17 protein-coding genes are annotated in these 17,069 nt (G+C 70.8%); 5 read left to right on the top strand and 12 right to left on the bottom strand.

All coding sequences use genetic code 11. From position 1 onward, the window contains the following. Nucleotides 1-49: 49 nt before the first annotated feature. The 9 genes from BWO91_RS18460 to BWO91_RS18420 form a co-directional block, all read right to left on the bottom strand. A complete protein-coding gene (locus tag BWO91_RS18460) occupies nucleotides 50-919 on the bottom strand; it encodes a MurR/RpiR family transcriptional regulator (protein WP_071260469.1) in 870 nt (289 codons plus the stop codon). Continuing rightward, nucleotides 909-1,922, bottom strand: a complete 1,014-nt coding sequence (murQ, locus tag BWO91_RS18455; RefSeq protein WP_079003613.1) for an N-acetylmuramic acid 6-phosphate etherase — start codon at nucleotides 1,920-1,922, stop codon at nucleotides 909-911. Before murQ ends, BWO91_RS18460 begins: the two co-directional genes overlap by 11 nt. Further along, nucleotides 1,906-2,847 carry an N-acetylglucosamine kinase gene (locus tag BWO91_RS18450; protein WP_079003612.1) on the bottom strand — a complete coding sequence of 314 codons (942 nt, stop codon included), beginning with the start codon at nucleotides 2,845-2,847 and terminating at the stop codon, nucleotides 1,906-1,908. Before BWO91_RS18450 ends, murQ begins: the two co-directional genes overlap by 17 nt. After that, nucleotides 2,844-4,472, bottom strand: a complete 1,629-nt coding sequence (locus BWO91_RS20040) for a glycoside hydrolase family 3 protein (RefSeq protein WP_079003611.1) — start codon at nucleotides 4,470-4,472, stop codon at nucleotides 2,844-2,846. The genes BWO91_RS18450 and BWO91_RS20040 overlap by 4 nt, the downstream gene beginning before the upstream one ends. Further along, entirely contained in the window at nucleotides 4,469-5,311 is an 843-nt protein-coding gene (locus BWO91_RS18440; protein WP_064294955.1) for a carbohydrate ABC transporter permease, read from the bottom strand. The genes BWO91_RS20040 and BWO91_RS18440 overlap by 4 nt, the downstream gene beginning before the upstream one ends. 83 nt (nucleotides 5,312-5,394) lie before the next feature. Beyond that, nucleotides 5,395-6,366, bottom strand: a complete 972-nt coding sequence (locus BWO91_RS18435) for a carbohydrate ABC transporter permease (protein WP_369808448.1) — start codon at nucleotides 6,364-6,366, stop codon at nucleotides 5,395-5,397. 6 nt (nucleotides 6,367-6,372) lie between these two features. Further along, the gene (locus BWO91_RS18430; RefSeq protein ID WP_064294926.1) at nucleotides 6,373-7,659 is read right to left on the bottom strand and encodes a sugar ABC transporter substrate-binding protein; all 1,287 of its coding nucleotides are present in this window, start codon (nucleotides 7,657-7,659) and stop codon (nucleotides 6,373-6,375) included. A gap of 240 nt (nucleotides 7,660-7,899) precedes the next feature. Continuing rightward, a complete protein-coding gene (locus tag BWO91_RS18425) occupies nucleotides 7,900-8,577 on the bottom strand; it encodes a FadR/GntR family transcriptional regulator (protein WP_079003610.1) in 678 nt (225 codons plus the stop codon). Beyond that, on the bottom strand, nucleotides 8,574-9,302 hold the full coding sequence (locus BWO91_RS18420) for an SDR family oxidoreductase (protein ID WP_079003609.1): 729 nt from the start codon (nucleotides 9,300-9,302) through the stop codon (nucleotides 8,574-8,576). The genes BWO91_RS18425 and BWO91_RS18420 overlap by 4 nt, the downstream gene beginning before the upstream one ends. Before the next feature lie 116 nt (nucleotides 9,303-9,418). Between BWO91_RS18420 and BWO91_RS18415 the strand changes: the two genes are divergently transcribed. Further along, the gene (locus BWO91_RS18415) at nucleotides 9,419-10,189 is read left to right on the top strand and encodes an SDR family NAD(P)-dependent oxidoreductase (RefSeq protein WP_079003608.1); all 771 of its coding nucleotides are present in this window, start codon (nucleotides 9,419-9,421) and stop codon (nucleotides 10,187-10,189) included. Between the two features lie 268 nt (nucleotides 10,190-10,457). Then, on the top strand, nucleotides 10,458-11,363 hold the full coding sequence (locus BWO91_RS18410; RefSeq protein ID WP_064294922.1) for a serine hydrolase: 906 nt from the start codon (nucleotides 10,458-10,460) through the stop codon (nucleotides 11,361-11,363). A 64-nt stretch (nucleotides 11,364-11,427) separates the two neighbouring features. Here BWO91_RS18410 and BWO91_RS18405 read toward each other — a convergent pair whose 3' ends face one another. Both BWO91_RS18405 and BWO91_RS18400 read right to left on the bottom strand, forming a co-directional pair. Next, nucleotides 11,428-11,859 carry an NUDIX hydrolase gene (locus BWO91_RS18405; protein ID WP_240555587.1) on the bottom strand — a complete coding sequence of 144 codons (432 nt, stop codon included), beginning with the start codon at nucleotides 11,857-11,859 and terminating at the stop codon, nucleotides 11,428-11,430. After that, nucleotides 11,856-12,656, bottom strand: coding sequence for an esterase/lipase family protein (locus tag BWO91_RS18400; RefSeq protein ID WP_139205363.1), 801 nt, complete (start codon nucleotides 12,654-12,656; stop codon nucleotides 11,856-11,858). Before BWO91_RS18400 ends, BWO91_RS18405 begins: the two co-directional genes overlap by 4 nt. A gap of 154 nt (nucleotides 12,657-12,810) precedes the next feature. On the opposite strand from BWO91_RS18400, the gene BWO91_RS18395 reads away from it, so the two are divergent. Continuing rightward, nucleotides 12,811-13,404, top strand: a complete 594-nt coding sequence (locus BWO91_RS18395) for a DUF4190 domain-containing protein (RefSeq protein ID WP_064294920.1) — start codon at nucleotides 12,811-12,813, stop codon at nucleotides 13,402-13,404. 118 nt (nucleotides 13,405-13,522) lie between these two features. Here the strand turns inward: BWO91_RS18395 and BWO91_RS18390 are convergent, their stop codons facing one another. Next, on the bottom strand, nucleotides 13,523-14,965 hold the full coding sequence (locus tag BWO91_RS18390) for a glutamyl-tRNA reductase (RefSeq protein ID WP_240555839.1): 1,443 nt from the start codon (nucleotides 14,963-14,965) through the stop codon (nucleotides 13,523-13,525). Between the two features lie 120 nt (nucleotides 14,966-15,085). On the opposite strand from BWO91_RS18390, the gene hemE reads away from it, so the two are divergent. Both hemE and BWO91_RS18380 read left to right on the top strand, forming a co-directional pair. Beyond that, nucleotides 15,086-16,177: a uroporphyrinogen decarboxylase gene (gene hemE / locus BWO91_RS18385; RefSeq protein WP_240555585.1), complete on the top strand. Its 1,092-nt coding sequence runs from the start codon at nucleotides 15,086-15,088 to the stop codon at nucleotides 16,175-16,177. Continuing rightward, on the top strand, nucleotides 16,174-17,058 hold the full coding sequence (locus BWO91_RS18380) for a protoporphyrinogen/coproporphyrinogen oxidase (RefSeq protein ID WP_079003606.1): 885 nt from the start codon (nucleotides 16,174-16,176) through the stop codon (nucleotides 17,056-17,058). The genes hemE and BWO91_RS18380 overlap by 4 nt, the downstream gene beginning before the upstream one ends. Nucleotides 17,059-17,069: the final 11 nt, after the last annotated feature.

Raw genomic sequence — 17,069 nt, 5'->3', positions numbered from 1 at the left:
CGGGGCGAATTCGAGAGCATCGACTGCGCTCTCGCCGGCCGGGCCGGACTCAGGTGTCGATGCGGTGGTCCTGGATCGACTCGTAGGTGACGCGGAGGGACTCGGCCGCGGCGTCGTAACGACGTTGGGCGACACGGATGAAGAGCAGGTCGACGAGCGCGAGCTGGGCGATGCGCGACGACATCGCACCCGAACGGTAACGGCTCTCCCTCGCCTGCGTCGCGAGGACGAGGTCGCACCGGCCGGCGATGGGAGAGTCGGGGAAGTTCGTGATGCACACGGTCGTCGCGCCGGCGGCCCGCGCGAGCTGCATCGCCTGCTCGGTCTCGACCGTGAGCCCGGAGTGCGAGATGCCGATGGCCACCCCGCCGGGCCCGAGGAGGGCGGCCGAGGGCAGTGCGAGGTGGGCGTCGACGAAGGTGTTGGCCGGCATGCCGATCCGGTAGAGCTTCTGGTGGAGGTCCTGCGCCGTGAGGTTCGAGGACCCGAAGCCGATGACGTCGATCCGTGGGGCGACGAGGAGGGCGTCGACGACCGCGTCCAGGGCGTCGCGGTCGAGCGAGCGGGCCGTGAGCTCGATCGCCTGCACCTCCTGGTACGCGACCTTCGCGACGACCGTCTCGACCGAGTCGTCCGGGTCGATGTCGGCGTCGTCGACCTCGAACCGGTCACGCTCCGCCTGCTCGCGACTCGTGGAGGTCGCGACGGCGACCCGGAACTCCCGGTAGCCGGTGTACCCGATGGTCTGGCAGAACCGCGCGACGGTCGCCTGGGAGGTGCCGCACGCCTTCGCGAGTTCGGTGATGGTCAGCTCGACGACGAGCGAGGGGGTGCCGATGATGGTCTCGGCGACGCGCGTCTCGGCGGCGCTCAGACGAGGGATCGCCTGGCGGAGCACGAGCAGCGCGTCAGTGGACATCCGGTGCGGCCCCCGTCGGGTCTTCGACGGCGTGCGCTGCGATGGCCGCGCTGAGGGAGCCGTCGCCGCCACGGAGGCGGGCGACGGCTTCGTCTGCGGCGATGCCGGTCACGAGGACGAGGATAGCGGCCTTCACCCAGCCGTCCACGGATGCGAGCGTCTTCGCGGCCGTGGCGGCGTCGACGTCGGTCGCCAACATGACCGTGCGTTCCGCCCGCGCCCGCAGCTTCTCGTTCGTGGTGAGGAGGTCGACCATGAGGTTCCGGTACGTCTTCCCGAGCCGCACCATCGTGATCGTCGACAGCATGTTGAGCACGAGCTTCTGCGCCGTCCCCGCCTTCAGCCGGGTCGATCCCGTGAGGAGCTCCGGACCGACGACCGCCTCGATGCCGATGTCCGCGTCCCGGGCGAGCGGCGAGCCGGCGTTGCACGACAGGCCGATCGTGATCGCACCGATCGAGCGCGCGTACTCGAGGGCGCCCAGGACGTAGGGCGTGCGGCCGGACGCGGAGACCCCCACGACGGCGTCGTCCGCGGTGATCGACAGCGACTCCAGATCCGCCCGTCCGAGGTCGTCGCGGTCCTCGGCGTTCTCCACCGCCTGCTGGATGGCGCCCGGACCACCCGCGATGAGTCCGACGATGAGGCCGGGGTCGGTCCCGAACGTGGGTGGCGCCTCACTCGCATCGAGGATGCCCATCCGTCCGGCGGTCCCGGCGCCCAGGTAGACGAGTCGTCCGCCCCGGCGGAGGCGCTCGACGATCGCTTCGACGGCCTCGGCGATCTCGGGTTCCACTGCCGCGATGGCGTCGGGGACGGAACGGTTGTCCTCGTTCATCGCGGTGACGAGTTCCCGGGTGGAGAGGGCGTCGAGGTCGGGGTGTCGTTCGTTCACCTGCTCCGTCGAGAGCGTGGCGAGCTCCGCGCGGATGGTGTCGCGTTCACCGGTCCCTGAGCCTGTCGAACGGTGGGCGGCCGAAGCGTCCTCAGGCTGCGTGGACATCGTCGCGCACGACCCTTCCGTCGTAGGAGATCGCGGTGTCGAGTGCGACGAGTCTGGCTCCGTCGAGTGCGTCACCGCGGGGTGCGACGAGGTCGACGCCGACCTCGTGCAGGGCCGTCGCGAGATGTACGGCGACGTAGGGGTGGGAGGCGATCCCGCCGACGACGCACACGGCACCCGTGCGGGCAGCGGCGGCGCTCACGGCGAGATGGGCGCAGGCGGCGTCGACGATGTCCGCGGCGACCGCGTCGCCCTCCTCGGCTCGGGTGATGACCGTGGGCGCGAAGGTGCCGAGTTGGCGGGCCGGTGCTCCGGTGCTCGAGACCCAGCGGGGGAGCGCGGGGATCGAGCCGATGAGCGCCTCGGCGTCGGCGAGCAAGGTGGTGGCGGGGCCGCGGCCGTCGAAGGCACGCATGCACGCCTCGAGGCCCTGCTGCCCGATCCACCGACCGCTGCCCTCGTCTCCGAGCCAGGGACCCCAACCGTCGATCTGCTTCACGGAGCCGTCGGCGTCGACGTCGAACACGACGGAGCCGGTGCCGGCGATGAGCACCGTGCCGGGACCACCGGCGAACGCACCGGCGTGGGCCGCGAGGGCGTCGTTCACGACGGCGATCGTCGCACCGAGCGCCAGGCGCAGTTCGGCGGTGAATGCGGCGACCTCGTGCGGCGCCGCCTCCACCCCGGCGGCGCCGATCCCGACGTGCTCCACCTCGGCGAGGAGGTCTGCGGGAAGGTGCGCGACCGTTTCGAGGACTGCGCGGGCCGACAGCTCCGCGCCCTCGTGGTCGGCGAGGCCCGGTGCCCCGTGGCCGCGCGCCTCCGCGAGGACGGTCAGGCCGTCGCCGGATCCGCTCGTGATGCGGGCGCGGCAGGAGGTCTTCCCGAGATCGATGGCGAGGACGGGTGCTGCGAGGTGGTTCATGATCCGTTCCGGTGGTGCTGGTTGTGCAGGTGGTGCGTCGGCGCCGCGGCAGAGGCCGCGGACAGGAGTTCGGTGACCCGGTCGGCGGACGCCCGGGAGGCTGCGAGCGTGTCGATCACCGGCAGGGGAAGGACGGCGTCCTCGGAGAGCGGCAGTCCGACGCTCACGACGACGGCGTCCGGCCGGACCACCGCGACACGGTCCACCGCGAGCCGCTGCGGGGTGTCGCCGCCGAGGCGGTCCGCGAGGAGGACGACGCCGTCGTCAGCGGGGATCGTCTCGAGCAGCAGGGCCAGCTCGTCGGAGGCGGGCGCCTCGGCGTGCGGATCCGGTGTCCGGAGGCTCGGGCCGGCAGCGAGCCGGGCGACGGCGAACCGTTCGGCGAGCGATTCGGCGAACGGATCGTGGGCCGAGGCGACGGCGAAGGTCGGTCGGTCGCGGAGGTCGACGAGGGTGATCGCCGACACGTCGATCGCGACCTCGCCCCGGACGCGCACGACCCGGCGGATGGCGTCGGAGAAGGGCCCTTCGACAACCTCAGGGAGCGTGGACCGCTCGGGGACCGGGGACTCCTCGGGGACCGATTCCCCGTTCCCTGAGCCTGTCGAAGGGCTGACGGACCGTGCGAGCCACGCCACCCGGGCGGCCGCGCGCTCGACGATCGTTCGATCGAGCTCACCGTCGGCCACCGCGGCGCAGACCGCCTCGAACACCTCGAGGTAGTCGTCCTCGTCGGTCGTCGCGCCCTGCTTCGGCCCGAGGTTGGACGGGTTGCCGATGCAGAGCAGATCGACCCCGGCCTGGAGGGCGAGGACCGCCCCGCGTCCGGAGCCGGTGGTGGAACGGATGGCCGCCATGTCGAGTGCATCGGAGATGATGACACCGTCGAAGCCGCTCTCGCGCAGCCGGCGGAGGGGGATCGGGTTGAGTGTCGCCGGGGCGTCACCGAACGCCGGGACGACGATGTGGGCGGTCATGACACTCGCGACGCCGGCGGCGATCGCCGCGTCGAACGGTGGCAGATGCTCGGCTTCGAGCTCCGCCAGGTCCAGGTTGATGCGGGGCAGATCCAGGTGCGAGTCGCTCGCCGTGTCGCCGTGTCCGGGGTAGTGCTTGACGCACGCGGCGACCCCGCCGGTCTGCAATCCGTCGACCATCGCGGCGACGTGGCGGGAGACGAGGTCGGCGGTGGGTCCGAACGAGCGCACCCCGATGACCGGGTTCGCGGGGTTGGTGTTCACGTCGGCGACGGGCGCGAGTGCGACGTTCGCCCCGGCCGCGTGGAGCCGCTCGGCGAGTACCGAACCCACCGCGCGCGTCGTCTCGACGTCGTCGAGTGCACCGAGCTGCGCATGCCCGGGCAGGGTGGAACCCGTCTGCGCCTCGAGGCGGGAGACGTTGCCGCCCTCCTCGTCGACGCCGATGAGGACCTCGGGCCGGTGGACGCGGAGTTCGGCCGACAGCGCCGCGACCTCCGCCGGGTCCGAGGAGAGGTTCTGCCCGAAGTACACGACGCCCGCGAGGCCGCCGTCCAGTTCGCGCAGCAGCCAATCCGGGGCGGTCCGGCCGAGGAACCCCGGCCAGAGGACGCCCCGGACGAGCCGCGCGACGTCTGGGTCGATCATCCCTTCACCGCTCCGGACACCAGTCCGCCGGAGAGGCGGCGCTGCACGAGGATGAAGAAGATCATGACCGGGATCGTGATGATGGTCGACGCCGCCATGACCGAACCCCAGTCGTTGGAGTTCAGGCCGAAGAACTGTTTGAGGCCGATGGCGACCGTGTAGTTCTCCGTCGAGCCGCCGAGCAAGGTCATCGCGAAGATGAACTCGTTCCAGGCCGTGATGAAGCTGAACACGCTCGTCGCGACGAGGCCCGGGGCCACGAGTGGGAGCATGATCGAGCGGAACATGCGCCACCAGCTGGCACCGTCGAGGAAGGCCGCCTCTTCGAGCTCCACCGGCACCGCCGCGACGAAGCCGCGGAGCATCCAGATGCCGAACGGCAGCGCGAGCGCAACGTACACGATGATGAGCCCGAGCAGGGTGTTGAGCAGCTGCAGGTCGCGGATCTGCACGAACAGCGGGATCACGAGCGCCTCGAGCGGCACCATCTGCACGACGAGGATCATGAGCAGCACCGCGGTGCGGAATTTGAACCGGAAGCGGGCGACCGCGACCGAGGCGAGGAGCGCGACGGCCGCCGAGATGAGCACGGTGGCGGCTGCCACGATCGCGGAGTTGCGGAGGAAGACGCCGAAGCCGCCGTCGGTCAGGACCGACTGGAAGTTCGTGAGCGACAGTTCCTTCGGGAAGAACGACTGCCCGCCGCTCGACGCCTGTGCGTCGAACGCGCTCGACAGCATCCAGTACGCCGGGAACAGCGTGAAGACGAGCAGCAGGGTGACGAGGATCGCCTTGACGGTGTTCGAGCGGATCTTCCGACCGCTCGCCTTCCGGTGCATCGGGACCTGCGGCGTGGCGGACCGGTCGATGCCTGGCTTCTGAGCCGGTCGACGGTCTGCGGTGGGGGCCGGAGCCTGGGTGGTCACAGTTCGTCCTCCTTCATGAGGGCGCGGATGTAGACGATCGTGATGCCGAGCAGGACGAGCGTCAACAGCACCGCGATCGCGGAGCCGAAGCCGTAGCGGTTCTGTCCGAAGGACTCCACGTACGACCACACGCCGAGGTTCAACACCTCGCGGTTCGAGCCGGAACCACCCGGCATGAGGTAGATCTGCGCGAACACCTTGAAGTCCCAGATGGTCGACAGGATGATCACGACCGAGAACACCTGACGCAGCGATGGGAAGGTGATCTGGAAGAAGCGACGGAACGCGCCCGCCCCGTCCATCTCGGCGGCTTCCAGCATCTCCTTGGACACGCCGAGCAGGCCGGCGAGGACGGTGATGGCCACGAAGGGGAAGCCGTGGTGGATCACGTTCAGCAGCGCGATGCCGTAGAACGTGAACTGGTTCGTGAACCAGTTGAAGGGCTCGTCCATGAGCCCGAGCCCCATGAGCGTCTGGTTGACGATGCCGCGGTCGGCGTCGAAGATCCAGACCCAGACGTAGGTGCCGGTGACGGCGGGCATCGCCCAGGCGACCATGATGGCGCTGCCGACGATGGTGCGCCAGAAGGAGCCGAGGTTCGCCATGAGGAGGGCGACGAGGGTGCCCAGGACGACGGTACCGATGACGGCCGCGGCGGCGAAGAGGACGGTGTTCGGGAGGACGACGGTCCAGAGGGTCGGGTCGGCGAAGACCTCGGCGTAGTTCGCGCCGCCGTTGAAGTTGGTGTCGCCGCTGACGATCTCGCGCAGGCCGTAGTCCTGCAGGGAGAACAGGACGACGCGGATGAGCGGCCAGAGGAGGAGCACGGCGAGGATGAGGAGCGCCGGCGTGAGCAGCAGCCAGGGGCGGGTGCGCATCAGGAGGCGCAGCCGCTTGGGGGAGGGGCCCCCGGCCACCCGCGAAGCGGGGGCTTCGCGGGTGACCGTGGGCGGGGTGAGGGTCGACACGATCGGCTACTTGCCGTTCATGATGTCGTCCATCTCCTTGGCGGCGTCGGTCGTCGCCTGGTCGACCGACTTGCTCCCGGAGAGGATGGCCTGGATCATCGCGTTGGTGGTCTTCTTCGCCTGCACCGCACCGAACTTCGGGGTCACGGGGAGGGAAGCGCCGCCGTCGACGAACTGCTCGGCGAAGGGCTTCACCAGCGGGTCGTCGCTCTCGGTCGAGTCGCTGAGGAGCGAGGTCTGGCCGGGGAAGTACCCGGTCTGCTCGGCCCACTCGGAGGCGAACTTGCCGGTGGTCATCATCTCGATGAACTGGAACGCGAGGTCCTTGTTCTTCGAGGTGTTGAACATGCTGAGGTGCGAACCGCCGAGCACGGAGGGCGACATGCCGCCGTCTTCACCCGGGATCGGGATGGCGGCGAACTTGCCCTCGAGCTCCGGGTTCTTCTGGACGATCGTCGCAGGGGTCCAGGAGCCCATGATCGCCATGGCGACCTTGTCCTGCACGAAGTTGTCGAGGACGTCGGTCTCCTTCCAGGTGGTGGCACCCGAGGAGGAGAGGTCGTACTTGGTGGCCAGGTCGGTCCAGAACTGGATGCCCTTGCGCGAGTCGTCGCTCGCGAGACCCGACTTCCAGGTGTCGCCGTCGAGCTCGGAGACCTCGCCGCCGGCGCCCCAGACCCAGGGGTACGCCGTGAACTCGGCGTCACCGGGGACGGGGAACGGGATCATGTCGGGCTTGGCGGCCTTGATCGCGGTGCCGGCGTCGATGATCTCCTGCCAGGTGGTCGGCGCCTTGAGGCCGAGCTCCTCGAAGACGTCGGTGCGGTAGACGATCGAGCGGACGCCGGCGTACCACGGCATGCCGTAGAGCTCGCCGTCGTAGGTGCCGGAGTCGGCGAGGCCCTTGACGAGGTCGTCCTTCAGGCCGGCCTTGTCGACGTAGTCGCCGATGGGGGCGAGGGCGCCGGCATCGGCGAACTCGGCCGTCCAGGTGGTGCCCGTCTCGGCGACGTCGGGGGTGGTGTTCCCGGCGATCGACGTCACGAAGCGGTCGTGGGCGTCGGCCCACTGCACGTACTCGACCTTGAGGGTGGCGCCGGTCTCCTTCTTGAAGGCCGAGCCGACCTCCTTGAAGAAGGCCTCGGAGTCGGGGTTGGTGCCCTGCATGATCCAGACGGTGAGCGTCTGGCCGTCTGCCGAGACGTCGCCTGAGCCGGAACCGCCACCGGCACAGGCGGTGAGGCCGAGTGCCGCGGTGGCGAGGACGGCCAGCGGAAGGGTGCGCTTGCGCATGGTGCTGCTCCTCGATTCTGGGATCGGGAGTCCGGGCCGTCGTTGGCCCGGGATCCGTGATGACCGGGAAACCGCGGTCGATCCCTGCTGTTTTCAGTGGGTGTGGAAACAGTATTCAATAAGTACAGGAAGCTTGCAAATATTTTCCAGCACTGCAACACGGTCGTTACCTGCGTGACGGACGTGTTTCGCGAAGCTGCGAGAACCGTGTGTGTGGATGGCGGTCGGCCACCGCCGTCGTCAGGCCGTGCGGAGGATGATCGCGCGCATCGTCGCGGCGGCCCGCTCGCCGTCCTGCGCCTCGATCGCCGACGCGAGGTCCGTGTGCAACGCCGCGTCGTGGTGGTCGATGCCGTCGCCGGGCAGCTGGTCCACACGATCCCGGAGGGCCTCGTCGACGGCGTCGCCGACCCGGTCGAGGATCGGGTTCGCCGCCGCCCGTCGGATGAGGCGATGCAGCAGGAGGTCTGCCTCGAGGAACGCGATCGGATCCTGGCGAGCCGCCGCCGCGCGGAGTGCCTCGCTCGTCTCGCGGAGCTCACGGGCGTCGCCGTCGCGGCGTCGCTCGGCCGCGAGCCGTGCCGACTCCGGCTCGGTCGCCGCACGGAGCTCGCGGATCGCGAGGAGGGTGGACTCCCGTCGTCCGCTCGCCAGCGCCCAGCGGAGCACCCGGGGCTGCAACCAGTCCCAGCTCGACGACGGCTGCACGGTGTGGCCGACGTGCGCCTTGCTGGTGAGGAGCCCGAGGCCGGTCAGCACGCGGGTGGCCTCGCGGACGACCGAGCGGGAATGCCCCGCCCTGGCGACCAGCTCGTCCACCGTGCACACCGTGCCGGCGGGCAGTCCGCCGTCGACGATGTCGGTGCCGATCCGGTCGAGCGTGCGTTCGAAGGCCGATGTCCCCGGTGCGCGACTCACGACCGTGCTGACGGACGGGTGGGGGAGATCACGAGTTCGTCGATCCGCACGTGCGGCGGGCCGTCGAGGATGAACCGCACGGCGCGGCCGATGTCCCCGGGCGTCAGCATCGTCTCGCGTGCCGACGCGTCCGGCACCTGCGGCCGCATGGAGAGGAACGGGGTGTCGACGTCGCCCGGGCAGAGGTGGGTGGCGCCGACGCCGTGGAGTCCCTCCTCCTCGTTGAGGGTCGCGCAGAGCGAGGCGAGCGCGGTCTTGCTCGCACTGTAGGCGACGCCACCCTTGGTCGAGAAGCGCCAGCCGGCGAAGGAGGAGATGACGACGATCCGTCCCTGCGCGTCGCGGATGGTGGGCAGCGCGAGGTCGATCGTGCGGGCGACCGAGGTGAGGTTGGTGTCGACGATCGCGGCGAACTCCGTCATCGTCTGGTCGTCCCACCGGCGCCGAGGTGCGTTCAGGCCCGCCGCGGTGACCAGGTCGTCGACCGGGCCGAGCTCGGCGACGATGCGTTCATGGGCTCGGGCGAGCGAAGCGGGGTCCGTCGCGTCGGCCTCCGCGTCGACGGCCACACCGCCGGCGGAGGTGACGGCTTCCACCGTCTCGAGGAGCGCCTCGCGCCGCCGCCCCGTCACGGCGACGCGCCATCCCGCCTCTGCGGCCGACACCGCCACGGCCTGTCCCATACCGCTGCCGCCACCCGTCACCCAGAGCACTCGATCCGTCATGGCGCCAGTGTAGCGAGCCGGGCGACCATAAGTATGTTTTACTCGCCTGGTGCGTACGCGGCCGTCGGCACCGGGTCGACGCGTCGAGGGTTGCGCTCGGACGACGGGAGACACCGATGCTGCTGGACCTGACGGACCGACGGGTGATCGTGACCGGAGGTGCTCGGGGGATCGGGCTCGCCCTCGTGGAGTCCTTCCTCGCCGAGGGGTCCCGCGTCGCGGTGCTCGACCTCGACGTCTCCTCCCTCGACGCGCTCGTGGCAACCCACCACGGTGGCCTCGTCGCCATCACGTGTGACGTGCGATCCGAGGACTCCGTGTCGCGCGCGGTCGCGGCGGCTGCCGCCGAGCTCGGAGGGATCGACGTCCTCGTGAACAACGCCGGGATCAACGTGCAGTCGTTGCTCGAGGAGACGAGCGACGCCGCGTGGACCAGGTGCTTCGACGTCAACGTCGGCGGCGTGTTCCGGGTGTCGAAGGCGGTCATCCCGTATCTGAAGGGACAGCGTTCCGGGCGCATCATCAACGCCGCGAGCTTCGCCGCGGTCATCCCGAGCGTCGGCAGCGCGGCCTACGCGGCGTCGAAGTCCGCGGTGGTGCAGCTCACCAGGGTCCTCGCGAGCGAGCTGGGACCGTGGGACATCACGGTGAACGCCTACGCCCCCGGCATGGTGCCGACGGCGATGAACGGTTTCGCCGAGCTCCCGACGGCGCAGCAGGACGAACTCCTCGACACACTCTCGGTGCGCCGTTGGGAGGAACCGGAGGACGTCGCGAACGTCGTCCGGTTCCTCGCGAGCGACCAGGCGGGCTACGTCACCGGTGCGCTGATCGACGTCAGTGGCGGCAAGTTCGCGACCCAGTTCCCAGCCCGCGCTCGCGTCTGATCAGGCTCCGGACCCGACGGGATCCGGGCGGTGGACCGGCCGGATTCACGGGTGGTGAAGCGACGGATGTCGGACCGACGCGCCCGGGAACGACGTTCCCAGGCCCGGATTCGCAGCCAGCGCGAAGGCCGCTTACGATACCGTGGACGGCACATCCGGAGGCCCGCTGCGCGGGTCGGCGGAGGGCCGTCGAGTGGGCTGACCGGGGCAGGTCCACAGCCGCAGGATCGTCGGGATCACCATCTGGAGCAGAGGAGTTCGGTCAGCCGTGGCTTCACGAGTGCACGAGTCGGAACGTCGCCGTTCGCGCGATGCGCGTCGAGGGCGCCACCGTGCCTCAGCCCAGATCGAACCCTTCACCCGCGGGTTCAGCGCCCTCGGTGAGCTGGCCGCGTCGGGCGCGCAGGTCAGCCTCCGGATCAACGACATCACCACCGGCGAGATGCTCATGTCGGCCGACGACCACGTCGTCGTGCCCACCGCCTCGATCGGCAAGGTCCTCCTCCTCATCGAGGTCGCGGCCCGCCTCGGCGACGCCGACTTCAGCGGCCTCACCATTCTCGACCGCGAGCCGCTCGACGCGGTCGCCGACTCCGGGATCTGGCAGCACCTCCAAGCGCCGTCCCTCCCGGTCGCCGACCTCGCGGCCCTCGTCGGCGCGACGAGCGACAACCTCGCCACGAACGTCCTGCTCCGCCACATCGGTCTCGACGCCGTCCGCCACCGTGCCGAGGAGATCGGGCTGAAGCGCACGGCCCTCCTCGACATCGTCCGCGACCACCGCGGCCCCGACAACGCACCGCAGCTCTCCGTCGGTTCCGCCCGCGAACTCGCCTGGCTGTTCCAGGCGCTCGCGACGGGCGAGATCGTCGACGCCACCACGAGCCGCCGGGTCCTGGCCTGGTTGTCGCTGAACACGGACCTCTCGCTCGTCGCCTCGGGCTTCGGGCTCGATCCGCTGGCCCACCGTGAGCCCGACCACGGCATCCAACTCTTCAACAAGACCGGATCCGGGGTCGGTGTGCGAGCCGAGGCGGGCATCCTCCGAGGCCCGAACGGCGCCGTGAGCTACGCCGTGTGCACGAGCTACGACGACACGGAGCTCGGCACGCGCCTCGGGGTGGTCGACGCCGTCCGGATCCTCGGCCAGGACCTCCTCGAGTACGTGCACTGAGCCGGTCTCGCTCCTCCGGTCCCTGAGCGTGTCGAAGGGCAGGATGCGGCTGTCGAACGCCCACTCAGTCGATGAGCCCCGCCGCCGCGAGGCGTTCGAGCACCTCACGCCCCGCGGGTGGGCAGCGGTCGAGTGACTCCGTGCCCACCCAGTGGACCGCGCTCACCTCGGCGGAGGGCGTCGGTGTCTCGTCCGTCTCGGCGGCGAAGACGTGCATCCGCACCAACCGGCCCTCGGGCTCGCCGTGCGCCTGCGTGACCACCGTGAACAACGGCGAGACCCGCGCCGGATCGATCTCGACCGCGACCTCCTCGCGTGCCTCCCGGACCGCGGCCTCGGCCGGCGTCTCGCCCGCGTCGATCTTCCCGCCGGGCATGTACAGGACGTCGCGACCGCGAGCCGTCACCATGAGGACCCGGCGTCCGCGGACGATCGCGACCGCGGACACGAGAATGTCGGGGAGCGGGCTGCCCGAGCCCGCGGGTGCACGGCTCACCGGTCGGCCGGGCTCTCGGGGTCCAGCGCGGGCCGCACCCGGTCGGCGAACCCGTCGACGGCGAGTTCCACGGCGTCCTTGAGTTCGTCCGTGCTGAGGATCACGAAGTGACCCGGCACCGGGAGGAGCACGTTCGTCGCTCCGGGCAGCACGCTGCTGGACGGCACGTGCGGGTCGAAGGTGCTGTAGATCGAGACGATGTCGGTGTTGACGTCGTGCGGGGCGCCGAGCGCGACGATGGTCTCGTCCGTCGGGAGGAACGCACGGAGGCTCGGGTCGACCACGTACTTCGCGAGCACCGATCCGGAGAACGGCGAGCAGATCGCGACGACCCCGAGCAGGCCCAGCCGCTCGCGTTCGGTGAGGAGCAGCTCCTTCCCGACGAGCCCTCCCTTGCTGTGCGCGACGATGACGCACCCTGCGGCGGGCTTCGGCAACCGCCCGAGCGCACGGGCGAAGCGGGCAGCCGTGTCGCGGATGGGTTTGCGGTTGTAGCCGAGGCCGCGCGCGATGCGGATCCGGTAGCCGTCGGCGTTCAGGCGGTCGGCCACCGGCTTCAGGAACGCCCAGGTCTCGTACACGCCGGGGATGAGGACGACGACCGGTCGACTCGCGTCGCCACGGGCGTACTCCTTCGGGATGCGCCCGCTGAAGAAGGCCCGCGTGTGCCAGACGACCGAGTGGACCCAGTCGGCGGCGACGATCCCGGCGATGGCCAGCGCGCCAGGTCGCTCGGCGACCGGCGGGGCGTCGGCGAGCGAGACGTCCTCGGCTTCCGCCACCGATTCCTCGTCCATCCGCACCCCCTCGTCCATCTTGCCACCGCCTCCGGTGCGCGCCGCGCGAGCCCAGTGAACATCAGGGATCGCGGGTTACCCTGTGTTGACAAGGCGACGGCACGCTGCAAGCATGAGTCCGTTCGTCGAACCCCTATGCGCGAGGTGCACCTTCATGACTGATCCGAACTCCGGCCAGCCGAACGACCCATACGGTCAGAGCCAGAACCCCCAGCAGCCGGCCTACGGCGAATCGCAGGTTCCGCCGGCTCCGCAGTACGGGGAACAGGCGCCGCAGTACGGTCAGCCCTCGCCCTACGGCGAGCAGTCGGGCCAGCAGGCTCCGCAGTACGGCGAGCAGCCCAAGTACGGCCAGCCGCAGGCTCCGTACGGCGAGCAGCAGAACCCCTACGGTCAGCCCGCCGCTCCCTACGGTCAGCAGCAGAACCCCTACGGTCAGCCCGCCGCTCCCTACGGTCAGCCCCAGGCCCCGTACGGCTACGCGCAGCCGACCGGCCCGAAGACAAACGTCATGGCGATCATCTCGCTCATCGCCCCGTTCGTCGGGTTCGGCGTCGTCGGCCTCGTGCTCGGCATCATCGCGCTCGGTCAGATCAAGCGCACCGGTGAGCAGGGCCGCGGCCTGGCCCTCGCCGGCACGATCGTGAGCGGCGTCTCGGTCCTCGTCGGTGTCATCTTCATCATCTTCTACGTCCTGCTCATCGCGGGCGCGATCGGTACCGCGAGCAGCTACAACTACGACTACTGATCCACGGCCTGCTCGGCAGGCGGATCATGACGGGCATCGGCATCGCGCCGGTGCCCGTTCGTCGTTCGAGCGCCCTCCGACAGGCTCAGCGACCAGACGGCTCAGTGGGGTCGGAAGCCTAGGAGGCGGAAGCTGCCGAATCGGTGTCGGCGACCGGAGCGACGACCGCCGGTGCCTGGGGGACCTCGATACCGAAGAGCGTCTGCAGCGCCGTCGTGTACGCGGCCTGCTCGCCGTTGCGGGCGAGGTTCCGCGCCCGCACCGTCGGTTCGTGCAGGAGCACGCCGGCGAGGTGACGCAGTGCGCGGGCGGTCGAGCCGTCGTCGTCGCCACGCGCGGTCGCACGGGCGACCTCGGCCTCGACGAGCGCGTGCACGTGGCTGCGGAGGGCGACGACGGCGGGCTCGAGGCTGCGCTCCTCGCCGACCGCGGCGAACTTCTGCGCGGCGCGGCTGACGATGGAGCGCGCGACCTCGGTGGCCTGCAGCTCCTCGAGCGGCGCGTGGATGCGGATGGTCTCGAGGTCGAGCAGGACGACACCGGAAACGGTGGAGACGTCGGGGTCGACGTTGCGCGGCAGGCCGAGGTCGATGACGAGCTGGGCCGAGGCGTGCGGCACCGGGCACTCGGCGGCGGCTTCGGTGATGACGTCGTGGACGAGGGCGGAGACCCCGGTGGGCTCGGGAGCGGCCGGGGTGACCAGTGAGAGCGTCGGTGCGTCCGTGGCGGCCGCGGCTCGTGCGCGGTGGTCGGCGGCGACGGCCGTGCGACCCGCGCGGAGCAGTTCGGCGTCGACGACGTGGCCCTCGGCGGTGGTGCAGGTCACGATGATGTCGACCTCACCGGTGGTGCGGGCGAGGTCGTCGTGTCCGATCCAGCCGATCTCGTGGGAGCGCGCGAACTTCTCGGCACGGCCGGAGGGCGAGTACACGAGGACGTCGGTGACGCCGCGGTCGCGGAGGGCGGCGAGGCTCGCGCCGGCGTACGCACCGGTGCCGACGAGCAACACGCGCTGCGTGGCCCAGTCGTCGATACGGCTCTCCGCGAGGTCCAGGGCGAGACGCACGATGGAGCGCCCGGCGCGACCGAGCGGCGTGCGGTTCTTGATGCCGCGGGAGGTCTGGGACGCGCGCTGGAACAGACGCTCGAGCTCGGAACTGGTGGTGCCACCGGCGCGAGCTGCCTCGAGGGAGCGCCGCACCTGGCCGGCGATCTCGCCCTCGCCGACGACGACGGACTCGAGTCCGGCCGACACGGCGAAGAGGTGCTCAGCGGCTGCGGTGCCGACGCTGAGGTCGAACACCTCCCGCAGCTGCTCGGCGGGGATGCCTGTGGTCTCGCTGACGGCCTCCGCAGCGGCCTCGAAGGCGACGGATGCGGCGGCGGTGACGGGCTCGTCGAGGTCGATGTACGCCTCGAACCGGTTGCAGGTGGCCACGACGACGGCACCCGAGACGCACTCGTGGTGCTCGACCAGGCGCGCGGCGACGCCCTCGGCACCGACTGAGAGTCGTTCGAGGAGGTCGAAGGTGGCGTTCTTATGGCTCGCCGTCACACACATGAGCACCCGACGAGTCTACCCGAGCGCGCACGGCGGCCTCTCCTGGAAGCCACCCAGGTGACCCTCACCCGATCGCACGCACGCCCCTCCCTCTCAGGGCGGAGATGGGAGGATGGAGGGGTGAGTCTCCCACCCGAACACCCCCTCGTCACCGGCGTGACCCGGTCGTCGCCGCTCATCACCGCGTACCGCGGCACCCGTCCCGAGCGGACGCCCGTCTGGTTCATGCGGCAGGCCGGCCGGTCGCTGCCCGAGTACCGCGAGTTGCGGATCGGGACGGCCATGCTCGACGCCTGCCTCGACCCGGCGATGGCGAGCGAGATCACCCTCCAGCCCATCCGACGGCACGGGACGGACGCGGCCATCTTCTTCAGTGACATCGTCGTGCCGTTGAAGCAGGCCGGCGTCGCGGTCGAGATCGTGCCGGGCCGTGGTCCCGTCATGGGGTCGGCGGTCCGGACGGCCGCCGAGGTCGACGCGCTGGTCGCGCTCGATCCGGCCGTCCTCGACGACACACTGGCGCCCATCCGCGAAGGCGTCGCGCTCACCGTCGCCGGGCTCGCGGGGATCGGCGACGGCCGGACGCCGCTCATCGGCTTCGCGGGCGCGCCGTTCACGCTCGCCGCCTACCTCGTCGAGGGCGGGCCGTCGAAGGACCACCTCGCCGCCCGCACCCTCATGCACGCCGACCCGGACTCGTGGGCGAAGCTCATGGCCTGGTGCGCGGACGTCACCGGTCGCTTCCTCCGCGCCCAGGTGCTCGCCGGCGCGTCGGCCGCGCAGCTCTTCGACTCGTGGGCGGGGGCGCTCTCCCTCGAGGACTACGAGCGTCACGTCGCCCCGGCCTCCCGGGCCGCGCTCGCGCACGTCGCCGACCTCCCCGTCCCGAAGGTGCACTTCGGCGTCGGGACCGGTGAACTGCTCGGTGCGATGCACCGGGTCGGCGCCGACGTGGTCGGGATCGACTACCGGCTGGTGCTCGACGAGGGCATCCGACGTCTCGGTGGCGGCGTACCCGTGCAGGGCAACATCGACCCGGCACTGCTCGCCGCCCCATGGTCGGTCCTCGAGGCGCACGTCCTCGACATCCTCCAGCGCGGGACGGCGGCGCCGTCGCACGTCCTCAACCTCGGCCACGGGGTCCCGCCCGAGACCGACCCGGACGTCCTGACCCGCATCGTCGCCCTCGCCCACGATTGGCAGCCCGCATGAGTCTCGAGCCGAAGCGTCTCGTCGTCATCGGCGGTGGTGTGGCCGGACTCGTCGGCGCGGTCGACTGCGCCAATGTCGGCATCTCGGTCACGGTCGTCGATGCGCAGGAGTCGTTCGGTGGTGCGCTCGCGGCCGCCGAGGTCGCGGGTCTCCGCGTCGACGTCGGTGCCGAGAGCTTCGCGACGCGCGGTGACTCGGTCGCCGAGCTCATCGAGCAGCTGGGACTGACCGACCGCGTCGTGCGTCCCAATCGGGCCGGGGCCTGGTTGCACGTCGCCAAGCCCGGACAGCCGCAGCGGAGTGTCCCGCTCCCCAAGGCGGGACTGCTGGGCATCCCGACGAACCCCCTCGCCGACGACGTCCGTCGGGTCATCGGTTGGAAGGGGGCCCTGCGCGCCTACCTCGACCGCATCCGCCCGCCGCTCACGATCGGCACCGAGCACAACCTCGGTGCGCTCGTCCGGAAGCGCATGGGCGCGGCCGTCCACGACCTCCTCGTCGCACCGGTCACCTCGGGCGTCTACTCGGCCGCTCCGGACGACCTCGACGTCGACCGCGCGGCTCCTGGACTGAACGCCGCGCTGACCCGCACCGGGGCGCTGTCCCTCGCCGTCGCGGCCCTCCGGGAGAACGCGCCCGCCGGTGCCGCGGTCGGTGGCCTCGACGGTGGGATGACCGTCCTCGTCGACGGTTTGACCGCGGAGCTCGAGCGGTGGGGGTCGACGCTCATCACCGGCGTCGCCGTCACGGCGATCTCCCGGAACCCGTTCGACATCGACGTGGACGGACCGGGTGTCGGCCTCGGCGACGCCGGCCTCCCGCGGATGAGCGAGCGTCCCGCCGCCGCGGGCGCGTCGAAGGCCCCTGGTACGTCGCCCTGACCGACGGTCGG

The sequence above is a fragment of the Plantibacter flavus genome (assembly GCF_002024505.1).
GTDB lineage: Bacteria > Actinomycetota > Actinomycetes > Actinomycetales > Microbacteriaceae > Plantibacter > Plantibacter flavus_A.
Note: the sequence above shows the minus strand (reverse complement) of the source record. Positions and strands in the feature narration are given on the sequence as shown.